This is a genomic window from Stenotrophomonas genospecies 5 (assembly GCF_054473825.1).
The window spans coordinates 25,210-48,971 of record NZ_JBTMUW010000003.1; the positions used below are offsets into that span (position 1 = coordinate 25,210).

At 67.8% G+C, this 23,762-nt stretch carries 25 protein-coding genes; 14 read left to right on the top strand and 11 right to left on the bottom strand.

What is annotated here, in order from left to right:
• Nucleotides 1–72: 72 nt before the first annotated feature.
• Both ACX9OW_RS17175 and sufT read right to left on the bottom strand, forming a co-directional pair.
• The gene (locus tag ACX9OW_RS17175) at nucleotides 73–1,167 is read right to left on the bottom strand and encodes a branched-chain amino acid aminotransferase (protein WP_053519148.1); all 1,095 of its coding nucleotides are present in this window, start codon (nucleotides 1,165–1,167) and stop codon (nucleotides 73–75) included.
• 59 nt (nucleotides 1,168–1,226) lie between these two features.
• The gene (gene sufT, locus ACX9OW_RS17180) at nucleotides 1,227–1,778 is read right to left on the bottom strand and encodes a putative Fe-S cluster assembly protein SufT (protein ID WP_004144911.1); all 552 of its coding nucleotides are present in this window, start codon (nucleotides 1,776–1,778) and stop codon (nucleotides 1,227–1,229) included.
• A gap of 122 nt (nucleotides 1,779–1,900) precedes the next feature.
• On the opposite strand from sufT, the gene ACX9OW_RS17185 reads away from it, so the two are divergent.
• Nucleotides 1,901–2,320 (top strand): hypothetical protein, encoded by a 420-nt coding sequence (locus tag ACX9OW_RS17185; RefSeq protein ID WP_053519146.1) that lies wholly within the window; start codon nucleotides 1,901–1,903, stop codon nucleotides 2,318–2,320.
• 93 nt (nucleotides 2,321–2,413) lie between these two features.
• Here the strand turns inward: ACX9OW_RS17185 and ACX9OW_RS17190 are convergent, their stop codons facing one another.
• Both ACX9OW_RS17190 and ACX9OW_RS17195 read right to left on the bottom strand, forming a co-directional pair.
• Entirely contained in the window at nucleotides 2,414–3,874 is a 1,461-nt protein-coding gene (locus ACX9OW_RS17190; protein WP_065182857.1) for an NAD(P)(+) transhydrogenase (Re/Si-specific) subunit beta, read from the bottom strand.
• Complete coding sequence (locus ACX9OW_RS17195) at nucleotides 3,871–4,191, bottom strand: NAD(P) transhydrogenase subunit alpha part 2 (protein ID WP_053519142.1); 321 nt, start codon at nucleotides 4,189–4,191, stop codon at nucleotides 3,871–3,873. Before ACX9OW_RS17195 ends, ACX9OW_RS17190 begins: the two co-directional genes overlap by 4 nt.
• 97 nt (nucleotides 4,192–4,288) lie before the next feature.
• Here ACX9OW_RS17195 and ACX9OW_RS17200 point away from each other — a divergent pair, with 97 nt between their 5' ends.
• The 3 genes from ACX9OW_RS17200 to ACX9OW_RS17210 are packed head-to-tail and all read left to right on the top strand — an operon-like array spanning nucleotide 4,289 to nucleotide 5,652.
• The gene (locus ACX9OW_RS17200; protein WP_459062609.1) at nucleotides 4,289–4,873 is read left to right on the top strand and encodes an RNA polymerase sigma factor; all 585 of its coding nucleotides are present in this window, start codon (nucleotides 4,289–4,291) and stop codon (nucleotides 4,871–4,873) included.
• Entirely contained in the window at nucleotides 4,870–5,196 is a 327-nt protein-coding gene (locus ACX9OW_RS17205; protein ID WP_053519138.1) for a hypothetical protein, read from the top strand. The genes ACX9OW_RS17200 and ACX9OW_RS17205 overlap by 4 nt, the downstream gene beginning before the upstream one ends.
• 3 nt (nucleotides 5,197–5,199) lie before the next feature.
• Entirely contained in the window at nucleotides 5,200–5,652 is a 453-nt protein-coding gene (locus ACX9OW_RS17210) for a DUF3106 domain-containing protein (RefSeq protein WP_053519136.1), read from the top strand.
• A 61-nt stretch (nucleotides 5,653–5,713) separates the two neighbouring features.
• On the opposite strand, the gene ACX9OW_RS17215 is transcribed toward ACX9OW_RS17210, so the two are convergent.
• Entirely contained in the window at nucleotides 5,714–6,793 is a 1,080-nt protein-coding gene (locus tag ACX9OW_RS17215; protein ID WP_459062610.1) for an NAD(P) transhydrogenase subunit alpha, read from the bottom strand.
• 52 nt (nucleotides 6,794–6,845) lie between these two features.
• Complete coding sequence (locus ACX9OW_RS17220) at nucleotides 6,846–9,164, bottom strand: DUF1631 domain-containing protein (protein ID WP_128988694.1); 2,319 nt, start codon at nucleotides 9,162–9,164, stop codon at nucleotides 6,846–6,848.
• Nucleotides 9,165–9,495: 331 nt separating this feature from the next.
• Here ACX9OW_RS17220 and ACX9OW_RS17225 point away from each other — a divergent pair, with 331 nt between their 5' ends.
• The 4 genes from ACX9OW_RS17225 to ACX9OW_RS17240 are packed head-to-tail and all read left to right on the top strand — an operon-like array spanning nucleotide 9,496 to nucleotide 12,365.
• Complete coding sequence (locus ACX9OW_RS17225; RefSeq protein WP_053519162.1) at nucleotides 9,496–10,077, top strand: nitroreductase family protein; 582 nt, start codon at nucleotides 9,496–9,498, stop codon at nucleotides 10,075–10,077.
• On the top strand, nucleotides 10,074–11,024 hold the full coding sequence (locus ACX9OW_RS17230; protein ID WP_065175990.1) for a 5'-3' exonuclease: 951 nt from the start codon (nucleotides 10,074–10,076) through the stop codon (nucleotides 11,022–11,024). Before ACX9OW_RS17225 ends, ACX9OW_RS17230 begins: the two co-directional genes overlap by 4 nt.
• On the top strand, nucleotides 11,021–11,575 hold the full coding sequence (locus ACX9OW_RS17235; RefSeq protein WP_053519128.1) for an NUDIX hydrolase: 555 nt from the start codon (nucleotides 11,021–11,023) through the stop codon (nucleotides 11,573–11,575). The genes ACX9OW_RS17230 and ACX9OW_RS17235 overlap by 4 nt, the downstream gene beginning before the upstream one ends.
• The gene (locus ACX9OW_RS17240; protein WP_053519126.1) at nucleotides 11,568–12,365 is read left to right on the top strand and encodes an N-formylglutamate amidohydrolase; all 798 of its coding nucleotides are present in this window, start codon (nucleotides 11,568–11,570) and stop codon (nucleotides 12,363–12,365) included. The genes ACX9OW_RS17235 and ACX9OW_RS17240 overlap by 8 nt, the downstream gene beginning before the upstream one ends.
• A 112-nt stretch (nucleotides 12,366–12,477) precedes the next feature.
• Here ACX9OW_RS17240 and ACX9OW_RS17245 read toward each other — a convergent pair whose 3' ends face one another.
• Nucleotides 12,478–13,890 carry an MFS transporter gene (locus ACX9OW_RS17245; protein WP_459062611.1) on the bottom strand — a complete coding sequence of 471 codons (1,413 nt, stop codon included), beginning with the start codon at nucleotides 13,888–13,890 and terminating at the stop codon, nucleotides 12,478–12,480.
• 105 nt (nucleotides 13,891–13,995) lie between these two features.
• Here ACX9OW_RS17245 and ACX9OW_RS17250 point away from each other — a divergent pair, with 105 nt between their 5' ends.
• Nucleotides 13,996–14,880 (top strand): LysR family transcriptional regulator, encoded by an 885-nt coding sequence (locus ACX9OW_RS17250; RefSeq protein ID WP_065182851.1) that lies wholly within the window; start codon nucleotides 13,996–13,998, stop codon nucleotides 14,878–14,880.
• A gap of 78 nt (nucleotides 14,881–14,958) precedes the next feature.
• Here the strand turns inward: ACX9OW_RS17250 and pip are convergent, their stop codons facing one another.
• A complete protein-coding gene (gene pip / locus ACX9OW_RS17255) occupies nucleotides 14,959–15,900 on the bottom strand; it encodes a prolyl aminopeptidase (RefSeq protein ID WP_346480690.1) in 942 nt (313 codons plus the stop codon).
• A gap of 48 nt (nucleotides 15,901–15,948) precedes the next feature.
• A complete protein-coding gene (gene prmC / locus ACX9OW_RS17260; protein WP_459062612.1) occupies nucleotides 15,949–16,806 on the bottom strand; it encodes a peptide chain release factor N(5)-glutamine methyltransferase in 858 nt (285 codons plus the stop codon).
• A 354-nt stretch (nucleotides 16,807–17,160) separates the two neighbouring features.
• On the opposite strand from prmC, the gene ahpC reads away from it, so the two are divergent.
• The 5 genes from ahpC to ACX9OW_RS17285 all read left to right on the top strand — a co-directional run bounded on the left by ahpC (nucleotide 17,161) and on the right by ACX9OW_RS17285 (nucleotide 22,122).
• Nucleotides 17,161–17,724 (top strand): alkyl hydroperoxide reductase subunit C, encoded by a 564-nt coding sequence (gene ahpC, locus ACX9OW_RS17265; RefSeq protein WP_005408159.1) that lies wholly within the window; start codon nucleotides 17,161–17,163, stop codon nucleotides 17,722–17,724.
• A gap of 222 nt (nucleotides 17,725–17,946) precedes the next feature.
• On the top strand, nucleotides 17,947–19,539 hold the full coding sequence (gene ahpF / locus ACX9OW_RS17270; RefSeq protein WP_459062613.1) for an alkyl hydroperoxide reductase subunit F: 1,593 nt from the start codon (nucleotides 17,947–17,949) through the stop codon (nucleotides 19,537–19,539).
• Between the two features lie 84 nt (nucleotides 19,540–19,623).
• On the top strand, nucleotides 19,624–20,589 hold the full coding sequence (locus ACX9OW_RS17275) for a LysR substrate-binding domain-containing protein (RefSeq protein ID WP_065175982.1): 966 nt from the start codon (nucleotides 19,624–19,626) through the stop codon (nucleotides 20,587–20,589).
• 122 nt (nucleotides 20,590–20,711) lie between these two features.
• The gene (gene rnk, locus ACX9OW_RS17280; protein WP_053519113.1) at nucleotides 20,712–21,116 is read left to right on the top strand and encodes a nucleoside diphosphate kinase regulator; all 405 of its coding nucleotides are present in this window, start codon (nucleotides 20,712–20,714) and stop codon (nucleotides 21,114–21,116) included.
• A gap of 49 nt (nucleotides 21,117–21,165) precedes the next feature.
• Nucleotides 21,166–22,122 (top strand): transaldolase, encoded by a 957-nt coding sequence (locus ACX9OW_RS17285; protein ID WP_445393844.1) that lies wholly within the window; start codon nucleotides 21,166–21,168, stop codon nucleotides 22,120–22,122.
• 594 nt (nucleotides 22,123–22,716) lie between these two features.
• Here the strand turns inward: ACX9OW_RS17285 and msrA are convergent.
• Nucleotides 22,717–23,382, bottom strand: coding sequence for a peptide-methionine (S)-S-oxide reductase MsrA (gene msrA, locus ACX9OW_RS17290; protein ID WP_197600906.1), 666 nt, complete (start codon nucleotides 23,380–23,382; stop codon nucleotides 22,717–22,719).
• Nucleotides 23,383–23,412: 30 nt separating this feature from the next.
• The gene (locus tag ACX9OW_RS17295) at nucleotides 23,413–23,676 is read right to left on the bottom strand and encodes a putative signal transducing protein (RefSeq protein ID WP_053519109.1); all 264 of its coding nucleotides are present in this window, start codon (nucleotides 23,674–23,676) and stop codon (nucleotides 23,413–23,415) included.
• Nucleotides 23,677–23,762 lie beyond the last annotated feature (86 nt).

Genomic DNA, 23,762 nt, shown 5'->3' on the forward strand with positions numbered 1-23,762 from the left:
CCGTCGCGGGGACGGGCCTTCGGGGAACAGCGCCGCCGGGCATGGGCCCGGCGCTACAGCCTGGCGGGAGGATCAGCCCAGCCTGACCAGCCAGTTGTGACGGTCCGGCAGGCGGCCGTACTGGATGTCGGTCAGTTCCTTGCGCAGCGACATGGTCACTTCGCCGGCCGGCGCGTTGAGGTCGCCCACCGAGAAGCCTTCGCCCTTGAGCTGGCCGATCGGAGTCACCACCGCAGCGGTGCCGCAGGCGAACACCTCGCTGATCGCACCGGATGCAACGCCGTCCTTCCACTCGTCGATGCTGACCTTGCGCTCCTCGACCTTCATGCCGCGGTCGCGGGCCAGCTGCAGGATGCTCTCGCGGGTGATGCCTTCCAGGATGCTGCCCGACAGCTGCGGCGTGACCAGGGTGCCGTCCTTGTAGACCAGGAAGACGTTCATGCCGCCCAGTTCCTCCAGGTACTTGCCCTCGACCGGGTCGAGGAACAGCACCTGCGAGCAGCCCTGCGCCTGGGCCTTCTGCTGCGGCAGCAGCGAGGCGGCGTAATTGCCACCGCACTTGGCCGCGCCGGTGCCGCCCTTGGCCGCACGCGCGTATTCGGTGGACAGCCAGATCGACACCGGTGCCACGCCCTTGGCGAAGTACGGACCGGCCGGGCTGGCGATGACGTAATAGCCGGCCTTGTGCGCGCCACGCACGCCGAGGAAGGCCTCGTCGCCGATCATGAACGGGCGGAAATACAGGCTGGACTCATCCGCCGACGGCACCCAGGCGCTGTCCACGGCGATCAGCTGCTTCAGCGACTCGACGAAGATCTCCACCGGCAGTTCCGGCAGCGCCAGGCGCTGTGCCGAGCGCTGCAGGCGACGGCCGTTGGCGTCCGGACGGAAGGTCCAGATCGAGCCGTCGGCGTGGCGGTAGGCCTTGATGCCTTCGAAGATCTCCTGGCCGTAATGCAGCACGGCCGCTGCCGGGTCCAGCTGCAACGGGCCATAGGCACGCACGTTGGCGTTGTGCCAGCCGGTGTCCTTGTCCCACCGCACTTCCACCATGTGGTCGGTGAAGTGCAGGCCGAAACCCGGCTTCTCCAGGATCGTGGCGCGCTCTTCAGCGCTGCGCGGGTGGTCCGAACGGGTGACGGCGAAGCTGGGGATGGACTGGGACACCGGAGGATTCCTGTTCTGGTTGCGGGTAGTGCCGGGCCCGCGTCACTGCGGGCCCTGGGTCAAAGCATGCCGGTCTCGAGACGGGCCGCCTCGGACATCATGTGCTGGTTCCATGGCGGATCGAACACCAGCTCGACGTCGGCCTCGGCCACCGTCGGGATCATTTCCAGCTTGCTGCGCACGTCGTCGACCAGGATGTCACCCATGCCGCATGCGGGCGCGGTCAGGGTCATCTTCACGTCGATCTCGCGCTGGCCCTCGTCCAGATGCTTGATCTCGACCTCGTAGACGAGGCCCAGTTCGACGATGTTCACCGGAATTTCCGGATCGAAGCAGGTGCGAAGCTGCTGCCATACCAGTTGCTCCACCTGTTCGTCGGTGGCGTCGGCCGGCAGTTCCAGCGGAGCGGGTGCTTCCTTGCCGATGGCGTCGCCATCCTTGCCGGCGATGCGGAACAGGTTGCCTTCGACGAATACCGAATAGCTGCCGCCCAGCGCCTGGGTGATGTACCCATAGCTGCCGGCGGGCAGGGTCACGGTGTCGCCCTGCGGGACCATCACGGCCTCGCAATCGCGTTCGAAGTGGACAGGTTCGCTGCTACGGGAATACATGGGGACCGATATGGGGCCGTGGCCATGGCCACGCAAGACGGCATTCTAGCCCAGCCGTCCTGCGCCCGCCGGTGCACCGCGGCAAACCACAGTATCCTGTGGGTGACTTTCAGGAAGCTTCGATGTCCTCCAATGCCGCGCGTGCCAGGACCGTGACCTGGCTCTGGCCCTTCATGCTGCTGCTGGGCCTGGTTGTTGCTCCCCTCGCCTGGATGCTGCTGGCCCTGATGACCGGCCGCCAGGTCGGCTGGATGGCGGTGCTGACTGCTCTGGAACTGGTGTTCATGCTGCGTCTGGGCACACTCGGTCCCGGCCGTCTTCGCGTGGCCCTCGTGGTGGCCGGCACGCTGCTGGTGGCGGCGGTGGCGAACTGGGCCATCGCCAGCGCCTGGATGGGCGGCTCGATGGGGCTCAACCCCTGGGACGCCTCGCTGCGCATGGGCCCGCATCTGGCCTGGACGCTGATCAACCTGGCCAATGGCGCGATGGAATGGCTGTGGCTGGCGATCGGCGTGGCCGTCGGCGCCTGGCTGGCGCGCTGATCGCACCTGATTCGGGTAGCGCCGGGCCATGCCCGGCGAGCGCAGCGGCCCTCGCAGCAGGCGCCGGGCCATGCCCGGCGCTGCCGGTACGGCTCAATGACCGCCGTCGAGCGCCTTCAGCTCGCTGACCAGCGACGCCGCCGCCTCAGCGCCGTCCCCGTACAGCATGCGCGTGTTGTCGGCGTAGAACAGCGCATTCTCGATCCCGGCAAAGCCGGTCCCGCGACCGCGCTTGATCACCACCACGTTGCGTGCGTTGATCACGTCCAGCACCGGCATGCCGTAGATCGGACTGGCCGGATCGGTACGTGCGACCGGATTGACCACGTCGTTGGCGCCGATCACCAGCACCACATCGGTACTGGCGAACTCGGGATTGATGTCGTCCATGTCGGCGATCAGGTCGTACGGCACACCGGCCTCGGCCAGCAGCACGTTCATGTGCCCGGGCATGCGCCCGGCGACCGGATGGATGGCGAACTTCACCTTGACCCCGCGCTGCCCCAACCGCTGTGCCAGTTCCCAGATCTTGTGCTGGGCCTGGGCCACGGCCATGCCGTAACCGGGCACGATCACCACGCGCTCGGCGAAAGCCATCATTGCCGCCACATCGGCTGCCTCGATCGGCTTCTGCGCGCCAGTGATCGCCTGTGCCTCTCCGCCTGCACCACCCCCGAAATTGGAGAACAGCACGTTGCGGATCGGCCGGTTCATCGCCTTGGCCATCAGGCGGGTCAGCAGGATGCCCGCCGCGCCAACCATCATGCCGGCGATGATCAAGGCCTCGTTGCCCAGCACGTAGCCCTCGAAGGACACCGCCAGACCGGTGAATGCGTTGTACAGCGAGATCACCACCGGCATGTCGGCGCCACCGATCGGCAGCGTCATCAGCACGCCCAGCGCCAGTGCCAGCACGAAGAAGGCGATGATCGCCCAGGTGCTGAGCGTGCTGGCCGCGACGATGGCCAGCACCACCACCGCCAACGCCACCAGCAGGTTCAACGCCTGCTGCCCTGGCCAGGTGACCCGCTTGTCGAGGCGGCCATCCAGTTTGGCCCAGGCGATCACGGAGCCGGACAGCGACACCGCGCCGATCGCGGCGCCGACCACCGCCAGCAGCAGCACGGTGGTGGAAGGCTGGCGCGCGGCAAGGTCGGCCAGCGCCTGTTCGCTCCAATGGGTGGTATCGCGATGGGCCAGGAAGGCGTAGCGCAGCAGTTCGACCGCACCGATCGCCGCCGCCGAACCACCGCCCATGCCGTTGTACAGCGCCACCATCTGCGGCATGTCGGTGACCGCGACCTTGCCGGCCGACCACCAGGCCAGGCCGGCACCCAGCAGCAGCGCGACCAGGATAAGCGGCACGTTGTGCAGCTCGGGCAGGAAGAAGGTGGCCGCGGTGGCCAGCAGCATGCCCAGCCCGGCCCAGCGGATGCCGCTGCGCGCGGTCAGCGGCGAGGCCATCCGCTGCAGGCCGAGCAGGAAGAGCGTGGCGGCCACCAGGTAGCTGGCCTTGACCAGCCAATCGAGCAGTTCGACGGTGCTGATGTTCAAGCCTGCGGCTCCTTCGGTTCGTCCTTGCCTGCCCGCGGCGCGCTCGGCCTGAACATCTCCAGCATGCGCGCGGTGACCACGTAGCCGCCGGCGGCGTTACCGGCACCGAGCACCACGGCGATGAAGCCCAAGGCCTTTTCCAGCGGCGTCTGTGCGTGGCCGAGCACCACCATCGCGCCGATCAGCACGATGCCGTGGATGAAATTGGAACCCGACATCAGCGGGGTGTGCAGGATCACCGGCACCCGCGAAATGATCACGTGGCCGGCGATGGCGGCCAGCATGAAGATGTACAGCGCCACGAACCCGTCACTCATCAGCAACGCTCCCGCTCTGTCTTCGTCGGCCCATCATAACCATGGGCTGAACCCGGCGCGCATCCTCGTCAACCGGGGCCGCGCTCACGCGTTGTCGATGGTGACCCCGAGCAAGGAACCGTACCCTGTGCTGGTGAGCAGCCCCGTCCCCCCGACCGCCGACACCGATGCCCTGCCAGCGTCGCTGGAAGCGTTCCTGGCGAGCATCGGCCCGCGCGCGTTCCGCTTCGCCGAGGCCGGCCTGCGCCAGCGCGAGGATGCCCTGGACGCCGTGCAGGATGCCCTGCTGCGCATGCTGGACTATGCCGACAAGCCCGCCAGCGAATGGGCGCCCCTGTTCTGGAGCATCCTGCGCCGGCGGGTGATCGACCTGCAGCGCCGACGCCGCTTCCGCCTGCCGTTCTGGCGCGACAACCAGGATGCCGACGGTGCCGACATCGACTGGGCCGACCCCGGCCCTACCCCGGCGCAGGCGCACGAGCAGCACCAGCAGTACCAGCAGCTGGTGCAGGCGCTGCGTACGCTGCCCGCCCGCCAGCGCGAAGCGTTCACCCTGCGCGTGCTGCAGGATCTGGACGGCGCCACCACCGCCCACGCCATGGGCTGCAGCGAAGGCGCGGTAAAGACCCATCTCGCACGCGCCCGGCAGGCGCTGCAGGATTATCTGGAGACCCCCCCGTGAACCGCTCCCTGCCCTCCGATGACGCCTTGCGGCGCCTGCATGCGCATTCTCTGCAGGCGCTGTCGCCGGCAACGCTGTCGCGCCTGCGCCAGGCCCGCCAGGGCGCCCATGCAGCCCATCGTGGGCGCTGGCGTTGGTGGCTGGCCAGCGCCTGCTCGCTGGTGGTGGCGCTGGGCATCGGCGTGCAGTTCACCGGTCCGGACGTGCCGACGCGGCCAGCGCCGGTACCGACCGTTGCCGCAGTGGAAGACAACAGCGCGCTGTACGACGAGAATCCCGATCTGTACCTGTGGCTGGGCGACACCGACCTGGCGATGGAGTGAATCATGCTGCGACATCTCTCCCTGCCCCTGCTGATCGCCCTGGCGCTGCTGCCTGCAGCACCGGTGCTGGCGCAGACCCATGCGCCCGCGCCGCCCGCTCCCGGTGCTCCACTGCCTGCCTGGGATCAGCTCAGCCCCGCCCAGCGCGAGGCGGTGCTGGCCCCGCTGCGCGACCGCTGGAACGGCGCCGATGCCGGTCAGCGCCAGCGCATGCTGGCCCATGGCCAGCGCTGGCAGTCCATGAGCCCGGAAGAGCGCGACAAGGCCCGCCGTGGCCTGCGCCGGTTCGAGCACATGAGCCCGGAACAGCGTGAACAGGCACGCGCACTGTTCGGGCAGATGCGCCAGCTGCCCCCTGCCCAGCGCGACGCCCTGCGCGATCGCTGGTCCCGGATGACGCCGGAGGAGCGTCGCGACTGGGTGCGGGACAACCCGCCACCGGCAAAGCCGCGGTAGGCCTTCGGGATGCAGGGTCAGATCCCTTTGCCAGAGGCAAAGGGATCTGACCCCATGTCATTCACGCCTGCCAGCGCGTCTTTGCCAGCAGTTCGTCTTCCCAGTCGAAGTTCAGCTGACCTTCGCGTACGAACAGGGCAACGAAGTTGAGCAGGTTGCGCGCATACATCTCGCTGGCCTGGGTCGCCCCCCGGCTGGCCAGGCCCAGTGGTCCATCGATGGTCACGCCCTGGTGTTCGATGCACTGCCCCGGCTGGGTCAGCGCGCAGTTGCCGCCGCTCTCGGCCGCCAGATCGACGATCACACTGCCCGCCGCCATGCCTTCCACCATCGCCGCAGTGACGATGGTCGGTGCCGGACGGCCCGGCACGGCTGCGGTACAGATCACGACATCGACGCTGCGCAGATGGTCGGCCAGCCGCCGCTGCTGCTCGGCCCGTTCTTCCTCGGTCAGCGCCCGCGCGTAGCCGCCCTCGCCGGCCGCGCTGACGCCCAGGTCGAGGAAGCGTGCGCCCAGCGACTGGATCTGCTCGCGCGTTTCCGGCCGCACATCGAATCCTTCCACCTGGGCGCCGAGGCGGCGCGCAGTAGCGATCGCCTGCAATCCTGCAACGCCGGCGCCGATCACCAGCACCTTGGCCGGACGCACGGTACCGGCCGCGGTGGTCAGCATCGGGAAGAAGCGCGGTGCACGCTCGGCTGCGATGAGCGCAGCCTTGTAGCCCGCCATGCCGGCCTGCGAACTGAGCACATCCATCGCCTGCGCACGGGTGGTGCGCGGCAACAGCTGCAGCGGGAACAGCAGCAGGCGGTCCTCGCTGGCCAGCGCCGCCAGTGTCGGATCGCTGGCCGGCGTCAGCAGGCCGACCACGGCTGCGCCCGGCTTGAGCCGGGCCAGCACCTGCGCCGGCGGCGCCTGCACGCACAGAAGGATGTCGATCTCGCCCCAGCGACCGTCATCGAATGCACGTGCGCCCGCGTCCTGATAGGCGGCATCGGGAAAACCGGCGGCCTCGCCCGCACCGGTTTCGTACCAGACGGTGACGCCCAGTGCGGCGAGCTTGCGCGCGGTCTCCGGCGTCAACGCTACGCGCCGTTCGCCCGGCGCGGTCTCCTTGATCCCCAGCAACGCCACGGCCATGCAGGTCCCCGCTGATCGGTGAGTTTTCCCGATCCTAGCAGGCGGCTCCCGCTCAGTGCAGGGTGGCGTTGCCCGGGTCGAGGCGGTCGATCACGCCCTGCATGGCGCTGTCAAAGGCGCCATCGTCGACATGCGCACGCAGGCGGCCCAGCCGCACCATCACCGCCAGTTCCTCCGGCGAAGCCACGCAGAAGCGCACGCCACGCCGGTTGACGAACAGCAGCCGGGAAGAAATCGGGCTCACCCAGGACAGCTTGCCGGCCTGCACCTTGCCGTCCTTGTCGACGAAGTCCAGCCAACTGCCGATCTCCATCCGGCGGAAGCGATCGGCATCGGCATTGTCGAAATCGTCGGTATCCACCTGGCTGCCCAGTTCGACCGTCGGCGAGTCCGCAACCGGCGGCATGGGCAGGACAACCTGCGGCAGCTCCGGCAGCGCACGTTCCAGCTCCGGCCGTGACTCGGCGATGCCCTGCAGGGTGTCATGCAGTGCATCGATGGCCGAGGTTGCCGCATCGCCGTGTACGCCGACACTGGCGAACACCTTGGCCAGCACCGGCTGCCAGGCTTGCAGCCAGGGCTTGCCGATGATCTGCCGGCGCGCTTCGGCCACTTCCTCCAGCAGGCCATCGCCCAGAGCCAGGGCTTCGGCGACCGATGCACCGTCTTCGCCCTCGCGCAGCAGCGCCAGGGTCAGGTGGTGCTGCCACGGCTGGCGCAGGAACTCGGCGATGGCCGGTGGCAGGGTGGCATCGCCTATGCGGCGATCCAGCTCGGTGGCCGCGCGCGTGCGGGCCATTTCCAGCTTTTCCTGGCCGCGCTGCGTTTCCGCTGCGCGCCGCTCGGCAATCTCGACGCGGCGACGGTGCTGCACCAGGAAGTCGCGGAACTCCTCTTCCAGGGTGAGGAAGATGGCCAGGTTCTCGTTGAACTCGGCGACCAGGCGCTCGATGATCTCTTCCACCTTGGCCATCAGCATGCGCTCGGCCTGGCTCTCGCCGGTGTTGCCTTCGCAGGCCTCGGCCAACGAATTGAGCAGCTTGCGCGCCGGATGGGTCTTCTGCACGAACATGCGGCGGTCGAGCATGGCGACCTTGACGAAGGGCACCACCAGGCGGCCGATCAGTTCGCGCGAGCGGCCCTCCAGTTCGCGTTCATCCAGCATGACGTCGAACAGCATGCCGACCAGGTCGATCGCGTCCTCGTCCTGCGGATCCAGGCGGGTCTGGCCCGGGTCGACGCCCAGCCGGGTAGCGCTGGACAACACCTCGCTCTTCAGGCGCTGCGCGAGCGACTCACCATCCTCACCGATCGCCGCACGCAGCGTGGCGCTGGGGGTCGCCTGCAGCAGCGACAGCACCGACATCATCTCGCGCTGGCTCAACGGGCGCTGCTGGCCCACGGCCACCTGCGCGGCCGATGTTGCGTCCTCACGCACGTGGCGCGTCTGCTGCAGCAGTTCCTGCAGCGCTTCCAGCAACATCCCCTGCTGGCCATAGGCCTCGCTGCCGGCGGCGCCGGGACCGTCCCCACCGGCCTGCTGAAGGTGGCCTCGGCGCTCGGACCAGCGCGCGGCGAAGCGCTGCGCCCACGCCGGTGCGGCCTGCTCGTCATCGCTGAAATCGCTGTCGAACCCCGGCACCGGGCGCTGTTCGACCAGATCGTCCAGCCCCTGCGGTGGACGCGGGCCCGGGGCCGCCGGGGTGCGGCGCACCGCGCCCATCTGCGACATCACGCCGGCCGCCGCGAGCTGCTCGTCCAGCTTGTCGTAGATGCGGCCGACCGGCGCGCGCAGGTCGCGCTCGCACAGCTTGATCAGCACCAGGTGGACTTCCGGCGCCAGTTCGCAGCCGGCGAAGGCCTCGTGGATGGCCACGCCCAGGTGTTCCGGGCTGATCGGGTTCAGGTCGGCATCCAGCGGCACATCGCCGGCCAGCCAGCCCAGGCGGCGGTCCAGCCGCGCCAGAACCGGCTTGAAATCACGCAGCAGCACCGTGGCGAAGTTGCGCACCGCCAGCCGCGATTCGAGCACGTGCTCGGCCAGCAGGCTCAGGCCATCCTCGGCCGGGCCGGACAGGGTCGCATCCGCCGACAGTGGCTCTCCGGCAACCAGAGCCGCCCAGGCGCGTTGCAGATGGCCGGCAAAGGCCGCCGCTATCTCCTCGCGCCGCCGGCGCAGCTCGCGCATCGCATCAAGGAACAGCAGCTGCGAGGCGCCGGCATTGCCGGCACGGTCGAACAGGGCGTCGTCGAAGCGCGCCAGTGCCGCCCCGAAGGCCTGGCACAGCGCGGGCAGGACGGCGTCACGGGCAAGCTGGAACTGGGCCGGGTCACGACCCGACGTTCCCAACGGTGTGGGCGCGCTCATCATTCGGGAAGGCTCCCCACCTTCTCTGGTGCGACAGACAACATGGACATCGCGACGACCGGCACACCCCATGTACCGATACGTCGATGGTAGGCCGGCCCGCCCCTCACGGACAGTGAAACAGTCCTCACTTCAAACCTCGTGACCCACGGCCCGGCAAGAGGGATATCGTAAGCCGTGCAAGGCCCGCGAGGCGAGAGGAAGCCGGCGTCCGATTGCCGCCAGTGGCATGATGTTCATCACAGTTTGATAGTGAGGGGACAGACGCCGCAGCCACGGCGTCATCGACCACCGCGACTATAATCAAATGCCCGTGATGACCGGTTCAGACGCCATGCCCGATCCCGCCGCCCTGCTTGCCCTCGATGCCCGCCGCTCGGTGCCCTCGCGGCAGCTGGGCGAGCCCGGGCCGGACCCGCAGACCCTGCTGCGTATGCTCACCTCGGCGGTGCGGGTGCCCGACCACGGCAAGCGGGTGCCGTTCCGGTTCCTGAAGATTGCCGGCGATGCGCGTCACACTCTGGGCGCGTTCCTGGCCGAGCGCAGCCGCCAGCGCGATCCCACTGCCGGCGAGGCCGTGTTCGAGAAGGATCGCCAGCGTTTCAGCCATGCGCCGCTGGTGATCGTGGTGGTGGCCAGCCCCCGCCCCGACCCGAAGGTGCCCGAGCAGGAGCAGCTGATGACCGCTGGATGCGTCTGCTTTGCCCTGCTGCAGGCCGCACAGGCGCTGGGCTTCGGCGCCCAGTGGCTGACGGCGTGGATGGCGTTCGACCCGGCCGTACACGCCCATCTGGGGCTGGCCGACGGCGAGCGCATCGCCGGTTTCATCCATATCGGCACCGCCCGCGCCGACGTGCCCGAGCGCGAGCGTCCGGATCCAGCCGCCCTGCTGCGCGACTGGACGCCACCGGCATGACCTTGCCGGCACCGGCGCCGGCGCTGTACCTGGTCGACGCCAGCATCTACGTGTTCCGTGCCTGGCACTCGCTGCCCGACCAGTTCCAGGATGCGCAGGGCTGGCCGACCAATGCCGTGCACGGCTTCGCGCGCTTCCTGCTGGACCTGCTCGAACGCGAGCGTCCGCAGCACATCGCCATCGCCTTTGACGAGGCGCTGGACAGCGGCTTCCGCCATCGCCTGTATCCGGCGTACAAGGCCAACCGCGATCCGGCTCCGGAGGCGCTGAAGCGCCAGTTCGTGCATTGCAAGGCACTGTGCGCGGCGCTCGGTCTGGCCGTGCTTGCCCATCACGACTACGAGGCCGACGACCTGATCGGCAGCGCCCTGCATGTGCACCGCGGCAGCCACCGCGGTGTCATCATTTCCGCCGACAAGGACCTGTCGCAGCTGCTGCTGGACCACGACGAGCAGTGGGACTATGCGCGCAACCAGCGCTGGAGCGTGGCCGGGGTGAAAGCGCGGCATGGCGTGCATGCGCACCAGATCGCCGACTACCTGGCACTGTGCGGCGATGCGGTGGACAACATCCCCGGCATCAGCGGCGTCGGCAGCAAGTCCGCGGCGGTCCTGCTGGCCCACTTCGGCAGCCTGGATGTGCTGTACGAGCGCCTGGACGAAGTGCCCTTCCTGCGCCTGCGCGGCGCAGCGCAGATGGCAGTGCGCCTGCGCGAGCAGCGCGAGCATGCCCTGCTCTGGCGACAGCTGACCACCATCGCGCTGGACGCGCCGCTGGAAGGCTGCCAGCCCGGCCTGCTGCGGCAGACGGCCGACCCGGAGCTGCTCGGCGGCCTGTGCCAGACCCTGCGCTTCGGCCCGATGACCCGCCGCCGGCTGTTCAACGCCGCCGGCATGGCCGACCCGCTTCCCACTCCCTCCTTTTCCAATTCCGGCGAGCCCGCATGAGCCAGCGCAATACCGAAGCCCCGCGTGTCGTCTATGAAGGCAAGTACCAGCGCATGCTGGTACGCGGCACCTGGGAATACAGCGAACGCACCCACGCCGGTGGCCTGGCGGCGATCATCATCGCCGTCACCCCCGAGGACAAGGTGCTGTTCGTCGAGCAGTTCCGCGTGCCCCTGCAGGCATCGACCATCGAGATGCCGGCCGGGCTGGTCGGTGACATCCATGCCGGCGAGTCGATCGAAGTCTCGGCGGTACGCGAACTGGAAGAAGAGACCGGCTGGACCGCCGAGCACGCCGAAGTGCTGATGATCGGCCCGACCTCCTCAGGCGCCAGCAGCGAGAAGATCGCCTTCGTGCGCGCCACCGGCCTGCGCCGGATCGGCGAAGGCGGCGGCGATGACAGCGAGGACATCACGGTGCACGAGGTCCCGCTCAAGCAGGCTGCCGCGTGGCTGGTGCAGAAGATGGGCGAAGGCTACGAGCTCGATGCCAAGCTCTGGGCCGGGCTGTGGATGATCGAACATCACCTGGACGGGCGCCCGCGTGGCTGACGCCGACCTGCACACCTTGCCGGCATTGCTGGGCGCTGACGACCCGGCGATCTACACCATCCACCGGCCGCAGGGCGCTTCGCCGTACCTGCTGCTGGCCGATCACGCCGGGCAGCAGGTACCGCGCGCACTGGCCGGCCTCGGCCTGCCGCAGCGCGAACTTGACCGCCATATCGGCTGGGACATCGGCATCGCCGGCACCACGCGTGCATTGGCCGAACGGCTGGATGCCTGGGCCATCGAGCAGACCTATTCGCGCCTGCTGATCGACTGCAACCGTCCGCTGGCATCGCCGACCCTGATTCCGGAAGCAAGCGATCACACCGTGGTACCGGGCAACGCCGGCCTGTCGGCCGCACAACGGCAGCAGCGCATCGACGCGATCCACGCGCCCTATCACGCCCGCATCGAAGCGGAACTGGATGCGCGCCGCGAAGCCGGCCGCCCGACCCTGCTGGTGATGATGCACAGCTTCACTCCCTCCATGAACGGCACGCTGCGGCCATGGCATGCCGGCGTGCTCTACCACCAGGACACGCGCTTTGCCCACGCCCTGCTGCAGGCACTGCGCGACGAAGGCGATCTGGTGGTCGGTGACAACGAACCGTATTCGGTAAGCAGTACCAGCGACTACGCGGTACCGGTGCACGGCGAAGGGCGCGGCCTGGTGCACGTGGAACTGGAGATCCGTCAGGACCTGATCGCCGACGCGGCCGGGCAGCAGGCGTGGGCCGAGCGGCTGGCGCGGATCTTCAGCGCGTTGCAGCCACGGCTGCTGGCATCGGTGTAACGCCATCCGGGCCCGGTAGCGCCGGGCCATGCCCGGCGGCACTGGAGGATTCACCGTCGCGTTGCGCCTCGCCGGGGATGGCCCGGCGCTACCGGGTCATCCTGCAGGTCGATCATGCGTCGTTGGCCAGGCAGGCGGGGACCGCCGGGGCGACCGGCGCCGGGCGCAGGGCCAGCGCGATGACCACGCCGAGCAGTGCAAACACTGCGGCGCCGTACTCCGCACGCACCAGCCCGGTCAGCGCATCCGGAGAGCCGGCAGCTGCCACGTCGGCGTTGGCCACCATCACCAGTACCGCCAGGCCCAGCGCACCGCCGATCTGCTGTGCGGTGGCCGCCATGCCCGACGCCACGCCCTGCTGCGCCGCCGGCACGCCCTGACCCGCCACGATCCACATCGCGGTCCAGGTCATGCCCTGGCCGATGCTCAACACCACCACGCCCGGCAGCAATGGCCAGAAATTCGAGGCATGCGGCAGTGCCGCCGCCACCCAGGCGATGCCGACGGCACCGGCCAGGTTGCCGATCACCAGCACCCTGCGCGCGCTCCAGCGCTGCAGCGTCCACTCGGCAAGCTGGATGCCCACGGTGCACACCGCCGTGGCCGGCAGGAATGCCAGGCCGGCCTGCAGCGGACTCCAGCCGTAGCCGTCCTGGAAGTACAGCGCCATGAAGTAGTACTGCACACCGTAGCTGCTCATGAACGCGAAGGTCAGGCCGAGGGCGGCACGAAGGCCCGGCAGGCGCAGCAGCGCGAACTGCATCAGTGGATCGCGGCTGCGCAGCTCGATCTGCACGAACGCGAACAGGATCAGTATCGACAGCACCAGGCAGCCCAGCGTGACGGGCGCCGTCCACCCCCATTCGGGGCCCTGTACCAGCGCGGTCACCAGCAGGCTGCCACCCAGGGTCACGGTGATGCAGCCGGCCAGATCGAACGAACGGCCCTGCGGGCGCGAAGCATCGGGCGGCAGCCACGCACCGGCGGCAAGCGCGCACGCGGTGGCCAGCGGCACGATCACCGCCAGCACGGCCGGCCAGCCGAAGGCCTGGGTGAGTACGCCACCGAGCAGCGTACCCAAGGCAAGACCCACTGCACTGGCCATGCTCCAGATCGCCAGCGCGCGGTTGCGGGCCGGGCCTTCTTCATACAGCGTGTTGATCAGGGCCAGCGTTGCCGGGAACAGCAGCGCGGCACCGATGCCCTGCGCTGCGCGCGCGATGATCAACAGGCCCGCATTCGGCGCCAGCGCGCCGAGCAGCGATGCCACCGCGAACAACAGCATGCCCAGGCGGTAGAAGCGGCGGCGGCCGATCAGGTCGGCGGCACGCCCGCCCAGCAGCAGGCTGCCGCCGAAAGCCACGGTGTAGGCACTGACCACCCATTGCAGCTGCTGCGCGTTGATCTGCAGCGCGCGGCCCATGTCATGCAGCGCGACAAAGATGATGGTGGCATCCAGGGCGATGATCAGCTGGGCGGTGGCCAGCAGGGTCAGTGCCCAGCGCGGGTATTTGAGGGGAGGCATCGGTGGTCTGGACTGAAGGGGGAGCGCAGTCTCATTGATGCAGCGAAATCAATAAACCCCTCACCCGCCATATCTGTCATGATTTTCTGCATGAGTGGATCATCGATGGACCTCAACGCGGTGCGCATGCTGGTGCAGGTGGCCGAAGCACGCAGCTTCACCGTCGCTGCCGGCCAGCTCGGCCTGAGCCAATCCGGGCTGTCGCGCGCGATCAGCCGGCTCGAGGTGGACCTGGGCGTGAAGCTGCTGCAGCGGAACACGCGCAACGTGGCATTGACCCCGGATGGGCGCCAGTTTGTGGAACAGGTCGCGCCACTGCTGTGCGGACTGGAGGACGCGGAACGGCAGCTTGCCGATCGCCCCTGCACGCCGTCGGGCACGCTGAAGATCAGTGCGCCGTCGATGTTCGGCCGCAAGGTGCTGGTGCCCCTGCTGGCGCCGCTGCTGGAGCGTCATTCACAACTGCAGGTCGAAGCCGTGCTCAGCGATCGCCTGGTCGACCTGGTCGAAGAGGGGTTCGACGCCGCGCTGCGTACCGGCACCATCGCCGACCAGCGCATCGTCGCCCGGCCCCTGCGACCGCTGCGCTGGGTGACCGTCGCCAGCCCGGACTACCTCGCCCGGCGCGGTGCACCGGGCGATGTGGCCGCACTGGCGGGGCATGCCTGCCTGGCCGTGCGCAACCTGCGCAGTGGCCGCCTGGTGGACTGGCAGTTCCTTCAGGACGGCCAGCTGCGCGAGTTCACGCCACCGACGCGGATGGTGTTCGACAGCGGCGACCCATTGGTGGAAGCCGCCATCGCCGGTATCGGCATCGTGCAGGTAATGGACTTCGCCGTGGCCGACGCCTTGGCCGACGGCCGTCTGCTGCGCGTGCTGCAACCGTATGAAGGCCGCAGCCGCGAACTCTCTTTGATCTACCCACCTTCGCGCCAGCACTCGCCGAAGCTGCAGGTGCTGGCCGACGCGCTGCTTGCAGGGGACTGGTAGCACCGGGCCATGCCCGGCGAGTCAAACCGCGGCAACAGATCGCGATGCCGCCGGGCGTGGCCCGGCGCTACCGGCGGGTTACGCGAAGCTGTCCGTGGCGCGCACCAGCGCGTCGACATTCTCCGCTTCGAACGCGGAGTGGCCCGATGCCGGGGTGATTTCCAGCTTCGCCTTCGGCCACACCTTGGTCAGGTCCCAGGCATTGGCGAGCGGGCACACTACGTCGTAGCGGCCATGCACGATCACGCCCGGGATGTCGGCGATGCGGTGCGCGTCGCGCAGCAGCTGGTCTTCCACCTCGAAGAAGCCACCATTGACGAAGTAGTGGTTCTCGATACGGGCAAAGGCCAGCGCGAAATGCGGGTCTTCGTGGCTGTTGATGAAGTCGTCATCCACATGCAGGAAGCTGGTCGCACCCTCCCACACGGCCCAGGCCTTGGCTGCTTCCAGGCGGGTCGCCTCGTCTTCACTGGTCAGGCGACGGTGGAACGCCGAGATCAGGTCATGGCGTTCAACCACCGGAATGGGCTTCAGATAGTGCTCCCATGCATCGGGGAACAGGCGGTTGGCGCCTTCCTGGTAGAACCACTCCAGCTCCCAGCGGCGGAGCATGAAGATGCCGCGCAGAACCAGTTCGGTGACGCGCTGCGGATGGGTTTCGGCGTAGGCCAGCGCCAGGGTTGACCCCCAGCTACCACCGAACACCTGCCAGCGGTCGACGTTCAGATGCTCGCGCAGCCGCTCGGTATCGGCCACCAGGTCCCAGGTGGTGTTGTCCACCAGATCCGCATGCGGCGTGGAACGGCCGGCACCGCGCTGGTCGAACAGGATGATGCGGTACTTCGCCGGGTCATGGAACTGGCGCATCTTGTCGCTGCAACCGCCGCCCGGACCGCCGTGCAGCATCACCACCGGCTTGCCATCCGGATTGCCGCACTGCTCGAAGTACAGCGTGTGGCGGTCGTCGACCTTCAGGGTGCCGACGTCATAGGGGGTGATGGCGGGGTACAGCGTACGCATGCTTGCAGCTCCAGGGTGATGCCCTGCCGGGGCAGGAGAACCCCCATTCTAGGCCGGTCGCCGGCCGAGGGTGACCCGATCACGCTGCTCAAGGTCCTGCTGGGTCTGCACGTCGGCGAAACCGGCCGCATCGAACAGCGTGCGGATCGCCGCGCCCTGGTCCCAGCCGTGCTCGATCAGCAGCCAGCCCGCCGGCTGCAGGTGTTCGGGCGCGCCTGCAACGATGCGGCGGATATCGTCCAGTCCGTCGATGCCGGACGCCAGCGCGCTGGCCGGCTCGAACCTCAGGTCGCCCTGCTGCAGATGCGGATCTTCGCTGGCGATGTAGGGCGGATTGCTGGCAATCAGTGCAAAGCGCGCGCCCTGCAGCGGTGCGTACCAGTCCTGTCCACCTTCAGCGAAACGCACGTTGCGCAGTTCATGGTGGGCGGCATTGCGCGCAGCCATGGCCAGTGCACCGGGGCTGGCATCGGTGGCCAGCACCTGTGCCAGCGGCCGCTCGCTGGCCAGGGCCAGGGCGATCGCACCACTGCCGGTCCCGAGGTCGGCCACGGACAGCGGGCGGTCCGATGGCAGGCGTTCCAGCGCCAGCTCCACCAGCAGTTCGGTTTCCGGACGCGGGATGAGGGTCGCCGCATCGACCCGCAGATCAAGCGTCCAGAACCCGCGCCGGCCGGTCAGGTAGGCCACCGGCTCACCGGCGGCGCGACGCGCCAGCAGCGCCTCGAAGGCAGCCTGCGCCGTTGCCGGCAGCGGATCGGTCGCATGGGCGAACAGCCAGCTGCGTGGACGCTCCAGCACATGCAGCAGCAGCAGCTCGGCTTCGTGGCGGGCGTCGATGCCGCCCAGGCGGGCGCTGGCGTCGGCCACCACCTGGCGCAGGGAGGGTTGGGTTGGGAAAGACATTCCGCAATTGTAGAGCCGAGCCCATGCTCGGCTGCTTCTGGAACAGCCGAGCATGGGCTCGGCTCTACAGATCCGCGGTCGAGCGTGGGCTCGGCTCTACAAAAGCTGGAATCCGTTCAGGTTTCGCCCGAGGGCATAAGGAGGGGCTATCAGCCCTCTTCACGCGTCCCTGGCGATTTTCCTTGTCACACAGGCAGTTGCAGGATGAGGGACGCAAGGTTCAGTGCGGGCTCATGGCAATTTGATAGGCTGCATCTATCAAATAGATGCAATCAATGGATTGTTCTTATCGCAACTGAGCCGGTAACCTAGCTCCTGTCGATTCACCCACTCCCTTCACCCAGAGGAAAAATGATGTCCCTCATCAATACCCAGATCCAGCCGTTTGAAGCCAACGCCTACCACAACGGCGAGTTCATCAAGGTTTCCGATGCCAGCCTGAAGGGCCAGTGGTCCGTCCTGATCTTCATGCCGGCTGCATTCACCTTCAACTGCCCGACCGAGATCGAAGACGCCGCCGACCACTACGCCGAGTTCAAGAAGGCTGGCGCTGAGGTCTACATCGTCACCACCGACACGCACTTCTCGCACAAGGTGTGGCACGAAACCTCGCCGGCCGTCGGCAAGGCCCAGTTCCCGCTGGTCGGCGACCCGACCCACCAGCTGACCAACGCCTTCGGCGTGCACATTCCGGAAGAGGGCCTGGCCCTGCGCGGCACCTTCATCATCAATCCGGAAGGCGTGATCAAGACCCTGGAGATCCACTCCAACGAGATCGCCCGCGACGTCTCCGAGACCCTGCGCAAGCTGAAGGCCGCCCAGTTCACCGCCGCCAACCCGAACCAGGTGTGCCCGGCGAAGTGGAAGGAAGGCGAGAAGACCCTGACCCCGTCGCTGGACCTGGTCGGCAAGATCTAACGCAGCACCGGCACGCCGTGGCCCCACGCCACGGCAGGCCCATCTCCATGCCGGCGGCATCGCCGGCGTGGGGGTGAACCCAAGACAGCCATCGCCGGCCCGTCGCGGCCAGCCAGCCCCTTCCACGGTCACTGTCTTGGGTTCACCCCTACCCCCTGCTGGTCCGCTACCTTCTACAGCGGTGCCACGCCCCCTGTTTGCCTGAAGCCAGGAGAAGACCCGATGTTGGACGCCAACCTGCAGTCGCAGCTGAAGACCTATCTGGAGCGCGTGACCCGCCCCATCCAGATCACCGCGCATGCCGACGACGGCGACAAGTCGCGGGAAATGCTGGAACTGCTGCAGACCCTGGAAAGCCTGTCCGACAGCATCTCGCTGCAGGTGCTGCGTGATGGCCAGGGCCGCGTGCCTTCGTTCGACCTGGGCACGCCCGGCCAGGACATCCACCTGACCTTCGCCGGCCTGCCGATGGGTCATGAATTCACCTCGCTGGTGCTGGCGCTGCTGCAGGTGGGCGGTCATCCGTCCAAGGCCACCGCCGAACTGATCGAGCAGGTGCAGAGCCTGGAAGGCGAGTACCGGTTCGAGACCTATTTCTCCCTGTCCTGCCAGAACTGCCCGGACGTGGTGCAGGCGCTGAACCTGGCCGCGGTGCTCAACCCGCGCATCCAGCACGTGGCCATCGACGGCGCGCTGTTCCAGGAGGAAGTGGAGAAGCGCGAGATCATGTCGGTGCCGACCGTGTATCTCAACGGTGAAGTCTTCGACCAGGGCCGGATGACGCTCGAACAGATCGTGGCCAAGCTGGATACCAACGCCAGCAAGCGCGACGCGGAGAAGATCGCCGCCAAGCAGGCCTTCGACGTGCTGGTGGTGGGCGGCGGCCCGGCTGGCGCGGCCGCAGCGATCTACGCCGCGCGCAAGGGCATCCGCACCGGCATCGCCGCCGAGCGCTTCGGCGGCCAGGTACTGGACACCATGGCCATCGAGAACTTCATCTCGGTCAAGGAGACCGAAGGCCCGAAGCTCGCCACCGCGCTGGAGCAGCATGTGCGCGAGTACGACGTGGACATCATGGATCTGCAGCGCGCCACCGCGCTGGTGCCGGCCGGCGACGATGGGCTGGTACAGGTGCAGCTGGAAAACGGCGCGGTGCTGAAGTCGCGTTCGGTGATCCTGTCCACCGGTGCGCGCTGGCGGCAGATGAATGTGCCGGGCGAAGAGCAGTACCGCAACAAGGGGGTGGCCTACTGCCCGCACTGCGATGGCCCGCTGTTCAAGGGCAAGCGCGTGGCGGTGATCGGTGGTGGCAACTCCGGCGTTGAAGCTGCCATCGATCTGGCCGGCATCGTGTCGCATGTAACCCTGCTGGAATTCGATTCCAGCCTGCGCGCCGATGAGGTGCTGCAGAAGAAGCTTCGCAGCCTCGGCAATGTCACCGTGCTGACCAGCGCCCAGACCACTGAAGTGCTGGGCGATGGCAGCCGGGTCACCGGGCTGGTCTACAAGGACCGCATCGGTGGCGACGCCCACCGCGTGGTGCTGGAAGGCATCTTCGTGCAGATCGGCCTGCTGCCCAACACCGAGTGGCTGAAGGACACCGTGGCGCTGTCGCCGCGCGGCGAGATCGTCATCGACGACCGTGGCCAGACCAGTGTGCCCGGCGTGTTCGCCGCAGGTGATTGCACGACGGTACCCTACAAGCAGATCATCATCGCCATGGGCGCCGGCTCGACCGCCGCACTGAGCGCGTTCGATCACCTGATCCGCTCGTCGGTGAGCAAGAGCAGCGGGGCCGTTGCCGAAGCTGCCTGATCCACTGCTCCCGGGTTGCCGGGAGCATTGTCAGCTGCGGGGTGACCACGCCGCCAGCCGGTCCGTTATCCCTGGGATGTGAGGATGAATCTACGCGATCTGAAGTACCTGGTAGCCCTGGCCGACCACAAGCATTTCGGTCGGGCTGCCGCGTCGTGCTTCGTCAGCCAGCCCACTTTGTCCACCCAGATCCGCAAGCTGGAAGAAGAGCTGGGCCTGCCGCTGGTCGAGCGGGCCCCCCGCAAGGTGATGCTGACGCCGGCCGGCCAGGAAGCCGCTGCACGGGCGCGGGTGATCGTGTCCGAGGTGGAGCAGCTGAAGGAAGCGGCACGGCGCAGCCGCGATCCGGAAGCCGGCACGGTGCGCCTGGGAATCTTCCCGACCCTGGGCCCGTACCTGCTGCCGCATGTGATCCCGCGCATCCGCGAACGTTTCCCGGAACTGGAACTGCTGCTGGTCGAAGAGAAGAGCGATGTGCTGCTGGAGCGCCTGCGCGAAGGCAAGCTCGATGCCGCGCTGCTGGCACTGCCGGTGATCGACGATCAGCTGCACGCCGAGTTCCTGTTCGAGGAGCCGTTCCTGTTGGCCGTCTCCGGTCGCCATCCGCTCGCCCAGCGCGCCCATCTGGATGTGCAGGAACTGGCCACGCAGAAGCTGCTGCTGCTGGAAGACGGCCATTGCCTGCGCGACCAGGCGCTGGAAGTGTGCCGGCTGTTCGGCGCCAACGAGAAATCCGAGTTCCGCGCCACCAGCCTGGAAACATTGCGGCAGATGGTCGCCGCCGATGTCGGCATCACATTGCTGCCAAGCCTGTCGGTGCAGCCCCCCGTCCCGCGCTCGAACAACATCCGCCTGCTCGATTTCATCGGTGAGGGCCGGCCCAGCCGCCGTATTGCGATGGTCTGGCGCCGCAGCTCGGCGATGAACGACTTCCTGATGGAGCTGGCCAGCCAGTTCAAGCGCCTGCCGCATGCGCTGTTCACGCTGGAAGCCGCCAATGGCACGGCCGCCGATCCGGCCAGCCTTTCCGGCCCCGCGCTGAACGGCTGACGGCCCCGCGTCCCCGCCCCCGACCGGCGGGAGTCGATTCCGGTCGCATTTGTCCCCACAATACAGACAGGCGGCGCCAGCAGGCGCCGCCTTTTGCATGGTTTTCAACCAAGGAGTTTTACATGAACACCGCCAGCGGCCTGCCGCCGTCGATCACTGTCTCAACCTTCGACATGGACCGCCTGGAGGCCATGCTCGAAGCCCCTGCGCTGAGCCAGACGCCTGCCGCGCTCGCGCTTGCCGAAGAACTCAACCGGGCCACCGTGCTGGCGCCGGACCAGATTCCCGAAGGCATCGTCATGATGCATTCCCGCGTGGAGTGCGAAGATGGGGTCTCAGGCGAGAAGCACGTCCTGACCCTGGTCTTCCCCCGCGAAGCCAACGTCGATGAAGGCAAGGTTTCCGTGCTGGCCCCGGTCGGCAGTGCCCTGCTCGGCCTGTCGGTCGGCCAGAGCATCGACTGGACCGCACCCGGTGGTCGCAAGCTGCGCCTGCGCGTGACCGCAGTGCACAACGACCGTCCCTGATCTCCGCTGCGCACTGCGCGCGATCCAATTCCCCGTACCAGGAGCCGTAATGAGTACCTCGTCCAAACTGTCCCAGCTGCGCGAACTGTCCGTGGTCGTTGCCGATACCGGTGACTACGAGGCGATCAAGCGCCTGCAGCCGGTGGACTGCACCACCAACCCGACCCTGGTGAAGAAGGCACTGGACCTGCCGGTCTATGCCGATCTGATCGAGCGCGAACTGGCCTGGGGCCGTCAGCAGAGCGGCGACCGCGAGGCCGTGGTGCATGCGGTGGCCGATCGGCTGACCATCGGCGTCGGCGCGCTGCTCAGCACGCTGGTGCCGGGCCGCGTGTCCACCGAGGTGGATGCTGACCAGGCGTACGACACCGCCGCCACCGTGGCCAAGGCCCGCCAGTTCATCCAGATGTACGCCGATGCCGGCGTAGCGCGCGAGAAGATCCTGATCAAGATCGCCGCGACCTGGGAAGGCGTGGAAGCGGCGCGGATCCTGCAGGCCGAGGGCATCGACTGCAACCTGACGCTGATCTTCAACCCGACCCAGGCGCTGGCCTGCAGCGAAGCGGGCGCGTTCCTGATCTCGCCGTTCGTCGGCCGCATCCTTGACTGGTACGTGGCCAACGGCCAGACCCCGGCCAACATCGATGAGGACCCGGGCGTGAAGTTCGTGCGCAGCGTGTATGCGGAGTTCAAGCGCCGTGGTTCGCCGACCGTGGTGATGGGCGCCTCGTTCCGTTCCACCGCACAGATCGAGGCGCTGGCCGGCTGCGACCGCCTGACCATTTCGCCGGATCTGCTGGAGAAGCTGGACGCCGATCACGGCGAGCTGCCGCGCAAGCTGGTGCCCGGTGAGGGTAACGGCGTGGCGGTGACCCCGATCGATGCGGCGACGTTTGCGGCGGATCTGGCTGCCGATCCGATGGCGACCGAGAAGCTGGCGACCGGTATCGAGGCGTTCGCCAAGGATCTGGAAGCGCTGCGCGAGCGGATCCGCGCGGCGCTGTAAGGGTTCCAGCCAACGGCTGAGCCCCTCGTGGCGGGGGCTTGGTCGCGAAAGGCATGAAGCAACCGCCGCGCTGGGTCGGGCGGGTCGGGTTCGCGGGAGACGCCGTGAATCCGTCCCTGGAGGCTTGGCCGCGGCATCCATGCCGCGGACACTCCCGCGAACCCGACCCGCCCGCCCTCTGACAGTTTCCTGTGGCTGCCCGCCACGGAAGGAAGAAGGAAGAGCAACAGCGGGTCGCGCGCTTCGCTTGCTCGGAGCGGAGCATGGCTCCGCTCTACAAAAGACACCGCAGGATCAAACAAAAAGGACGCGGCGAAGGCCGCGTCCTTCTTGTTTTCCTTCAGTTCGTCAGTAACCCACGCTCTTGCCCACCGTCACCGGGAAGCTGTCGGAGGTGGGGTGGTGTGGGTTGGCAGGACCGTTGGCGCCATGGATGGCGCCATCGAGCCCCCATGGATGGGTTCACGGCGTGTCCTGCCGACCCACACCGCCCCGCCCTACTCACAGCAACCCAGAGCCGCTTTGGCTTTGGCTCTGGCTTTTGCTTCGGCAGTTGCTTTCCGCTTCTGCCCGCCGCAGGCGGACCACCGCGCGTCAGCGCGGCGCCTCCACATCCAGCCCGATCGGGCAGCTCACCCCGGTGCCGCCGATGCCGCAGTAACCGTTCGGGTTCTTCGCTAGGTACTGCTGGTGATAGTCCTCGGCGTAGTAGTACTCCGGCGCCGGGAACACGATCTCAGTGGTGATCGGGCCATAGCCGGCCGCGTCCAGCTGCGCCTGGTACGTCTCGCGGCTGGCCAGCGCAGCGGCGTACTGCGTTTCGTCGGTGGCATGGATCGCCGAACGGTACTGGGTGCCGGTGTCGTTGCCCTGGCGCATGCCCTGGGTCGGGTCGTGGCTTTCCCAGAACAGCTGCAGCAACCGTTCCAGGCTCACCACCTTCGGATCGAACACCACCTGCACCACTTCGGTGTGGCCGGTCAGGCCGGAGCAGACTTCTTCATAGGTGGGATTCGGCGTGACGCCGCCGGCATAGCCGACCGACGTGCTGTACACGCCCGGCTCCGACCAGAATTTGCGCTCGGCTCCCCAGAAGCAGCCAAGCGCGAAACGGATCTGCTGCAGGCCGGCAAAGCGGTCCTTCAGCGGGTGACTGTTCACGAAGTGCTGGTTGCTGTGCAGCGGCAGTGGCTGATCACGCCCTGGCAGCGCCTCTTCCGGGCGCGGCAGGCGCTGCTTGAAGGCGCCGATGCCCAGGATGCCCTGTCCGATTCCCAACATGATGCGCTCCTACGCCGGAAGGCCGGCAATGTCGTCTGCATCGGAAATGGGGGCGTCGGCGGCGTGGCCCAAGTCCAGGCCGGCGACGATGCCTTCAGCCTCGGCCCGCGCGGCGTCGGGGATGCCGACCCTCAATACACCAAACAGCGGCAGTTCGCCCATGCCCCCCAGCAGCTGCTCGCCAAACACGAAGGCAGGAATGCCGGCATCTTCCAGCGCGTGCTTCACCAGGTGGGCGTCGAACAGATTGTCGGCCTTGTACACGATGTGCATGGGGCGGCTCCACGGGAAAGGCCTCCAGCATACGCCCGGGGGCTGAATGCCGCCGCTGCGCTCGCCGGGCATGGCCCGGCGCTACC

Excerpts from the sequence above, each read along its gene's own strand:
- sufT (WP_004144911.1), bottom strand. The coding sequence starts at position 1,778 with ATGTATTCCCGTAGCAGCGAACCTGTCCACTTCGAACGCGATTGCGAG.
- ACX9OW_RS17185 (WP_053519146.1), top strand. The coding sequence starts at position 1,901 with ATGTCCTCCAATGCCGCGCGTGCCAGGACCGTGACCTGGCTCTGGCCC.
- ACX9OW_RS17195 (WP_053519142.1), bottom strand. The coding sequence starts at position 4,191 with ATGAGTGACGGGTTCGTGGCGCTGTACATCTTCATGCTGGCCGCCATC.
- ACX9OW_RS17200 (WP_459062609.1), top strand. The coding sequence starts at position 4,289 with ATGGTGACCCCGAGCAAGGAACCGTACCCTGTGCTGGTGAGCAGCCCC.
- ACX9OW_RS17210 (WP_053519136.1), top strand. The coding sequence starts at position 5,200 with ATGCTGCGACATCTCTCCCTGCCCCTGCTGATCGCCCTGGCGCTGCTG.
- ACX9OW_RS17215 (WP_459062610.1), bottom strand. The coding sequence starts at position 6,793 with ATGGCCGTGGCGTTGCTGGGGATCAAGGAGACCGCGCCGGGCGAACGG.
- ACX9OW_RS17220 (WP_128988694.1), bottom strand. The coding sequence starts at position 9,164 with ATGATGAGCGCGCCCACACCGTTGGGAACGTCGGGTCGTGACCCGGCC.
- ACX9OW_RS17225 (WP_053519162.1), top strand. The coding sequence starts at position 9,496 with ATGCCCGATCCCGCCGCCCTGCTTGCCCTCGATGCCCGCCGCTCGGTG.
- ACX9OW_RS17230 (WP_065175990.1), top strand. The coding sequence starts at position 10,074 with ATGACCTTGCCGGCACCGGCGCCGGCGCTGTACCTGGTCGACGCCAGC.
- ACX9OW_RS17235 (WP_053519128.1), top strand. The coding sequence starts at position 11,021 with ATGAGCCAGCGCAATACCGAAGCCCCGCGTGTCGTCTATGAAGGCAAG.
- ACX9OW_RS17245 (WP_459062611.1), bottom strand. The coding sequence starts at position 13,890 with ATGCCTCCCCTCAAATACCCGCGCTGGGCACTGACCCTGCTGGCCACC.
- ACX9OW_RS17250 (WP_065182851.1), top strand. The coding sequence starts at position 13,996 with ATGGACCTCAACGCGGTGCGCATGCTGGTGCAGGTGGCCGAAGCACGC.
- pip (WP_346480690.1), bottom strand. The coding sequence starts at position 15,900 with ATGCGTACGCTGTACCCCGCCATCACCCCCTATGACGTCGGCACCCTG.
- prmC (WP_459062612.1), bottom strand. The coding sequence starts at position 16,806 with ATGTCTTTCCCAACCCAACCCTCCCTGCGCCAGGTGGTGGCCGACGCC.
- ahpC (WP_005408159.1), top strand. The coding sequence starts at position 17,161 with ATGTCCCTCATCAATACCCAGATCCAGCCGTTTGAAGCCAACGCCTAC.
- ahpF (WP_459062613.1), top strand. The coding sequence starts at position 17,947 with ATGTTGGACGCCAACCTGCAGTCGCAGCTGAAGACCTATCTGGAGCGC.
- ACX9OW_RS17275 (WP_065175982.1), top strand. The coding sequence starts at position 19,624 with ATGAATCTACGCGATCTGAAGTACCTGGTAGCCCTGGCCGACCACAAG.
- rnk (WP_053519113.1), top strand. The coding sequence starts at position 20,712 with ATGAACACCGCCAGCGGCCTGCCGCCGTCGATCACTGTCTCAACCTTC.
- ACX9OW_RS17285 (WP_445393844.1), top strand. The coding sequence starts at position 21,166 with ATGAGTACCTCGTCCAAACTGTCCCAGCTGCGCGAACTGTCCGTGGTC.
- ACX9OW_RS17295 (WP_053519109.1), bottom strand. The coding sequence starts at position 23,676 with ATGCACATCGTGTACAAGGCCGACAATCTGTTCGACGCCCACCTGGTG.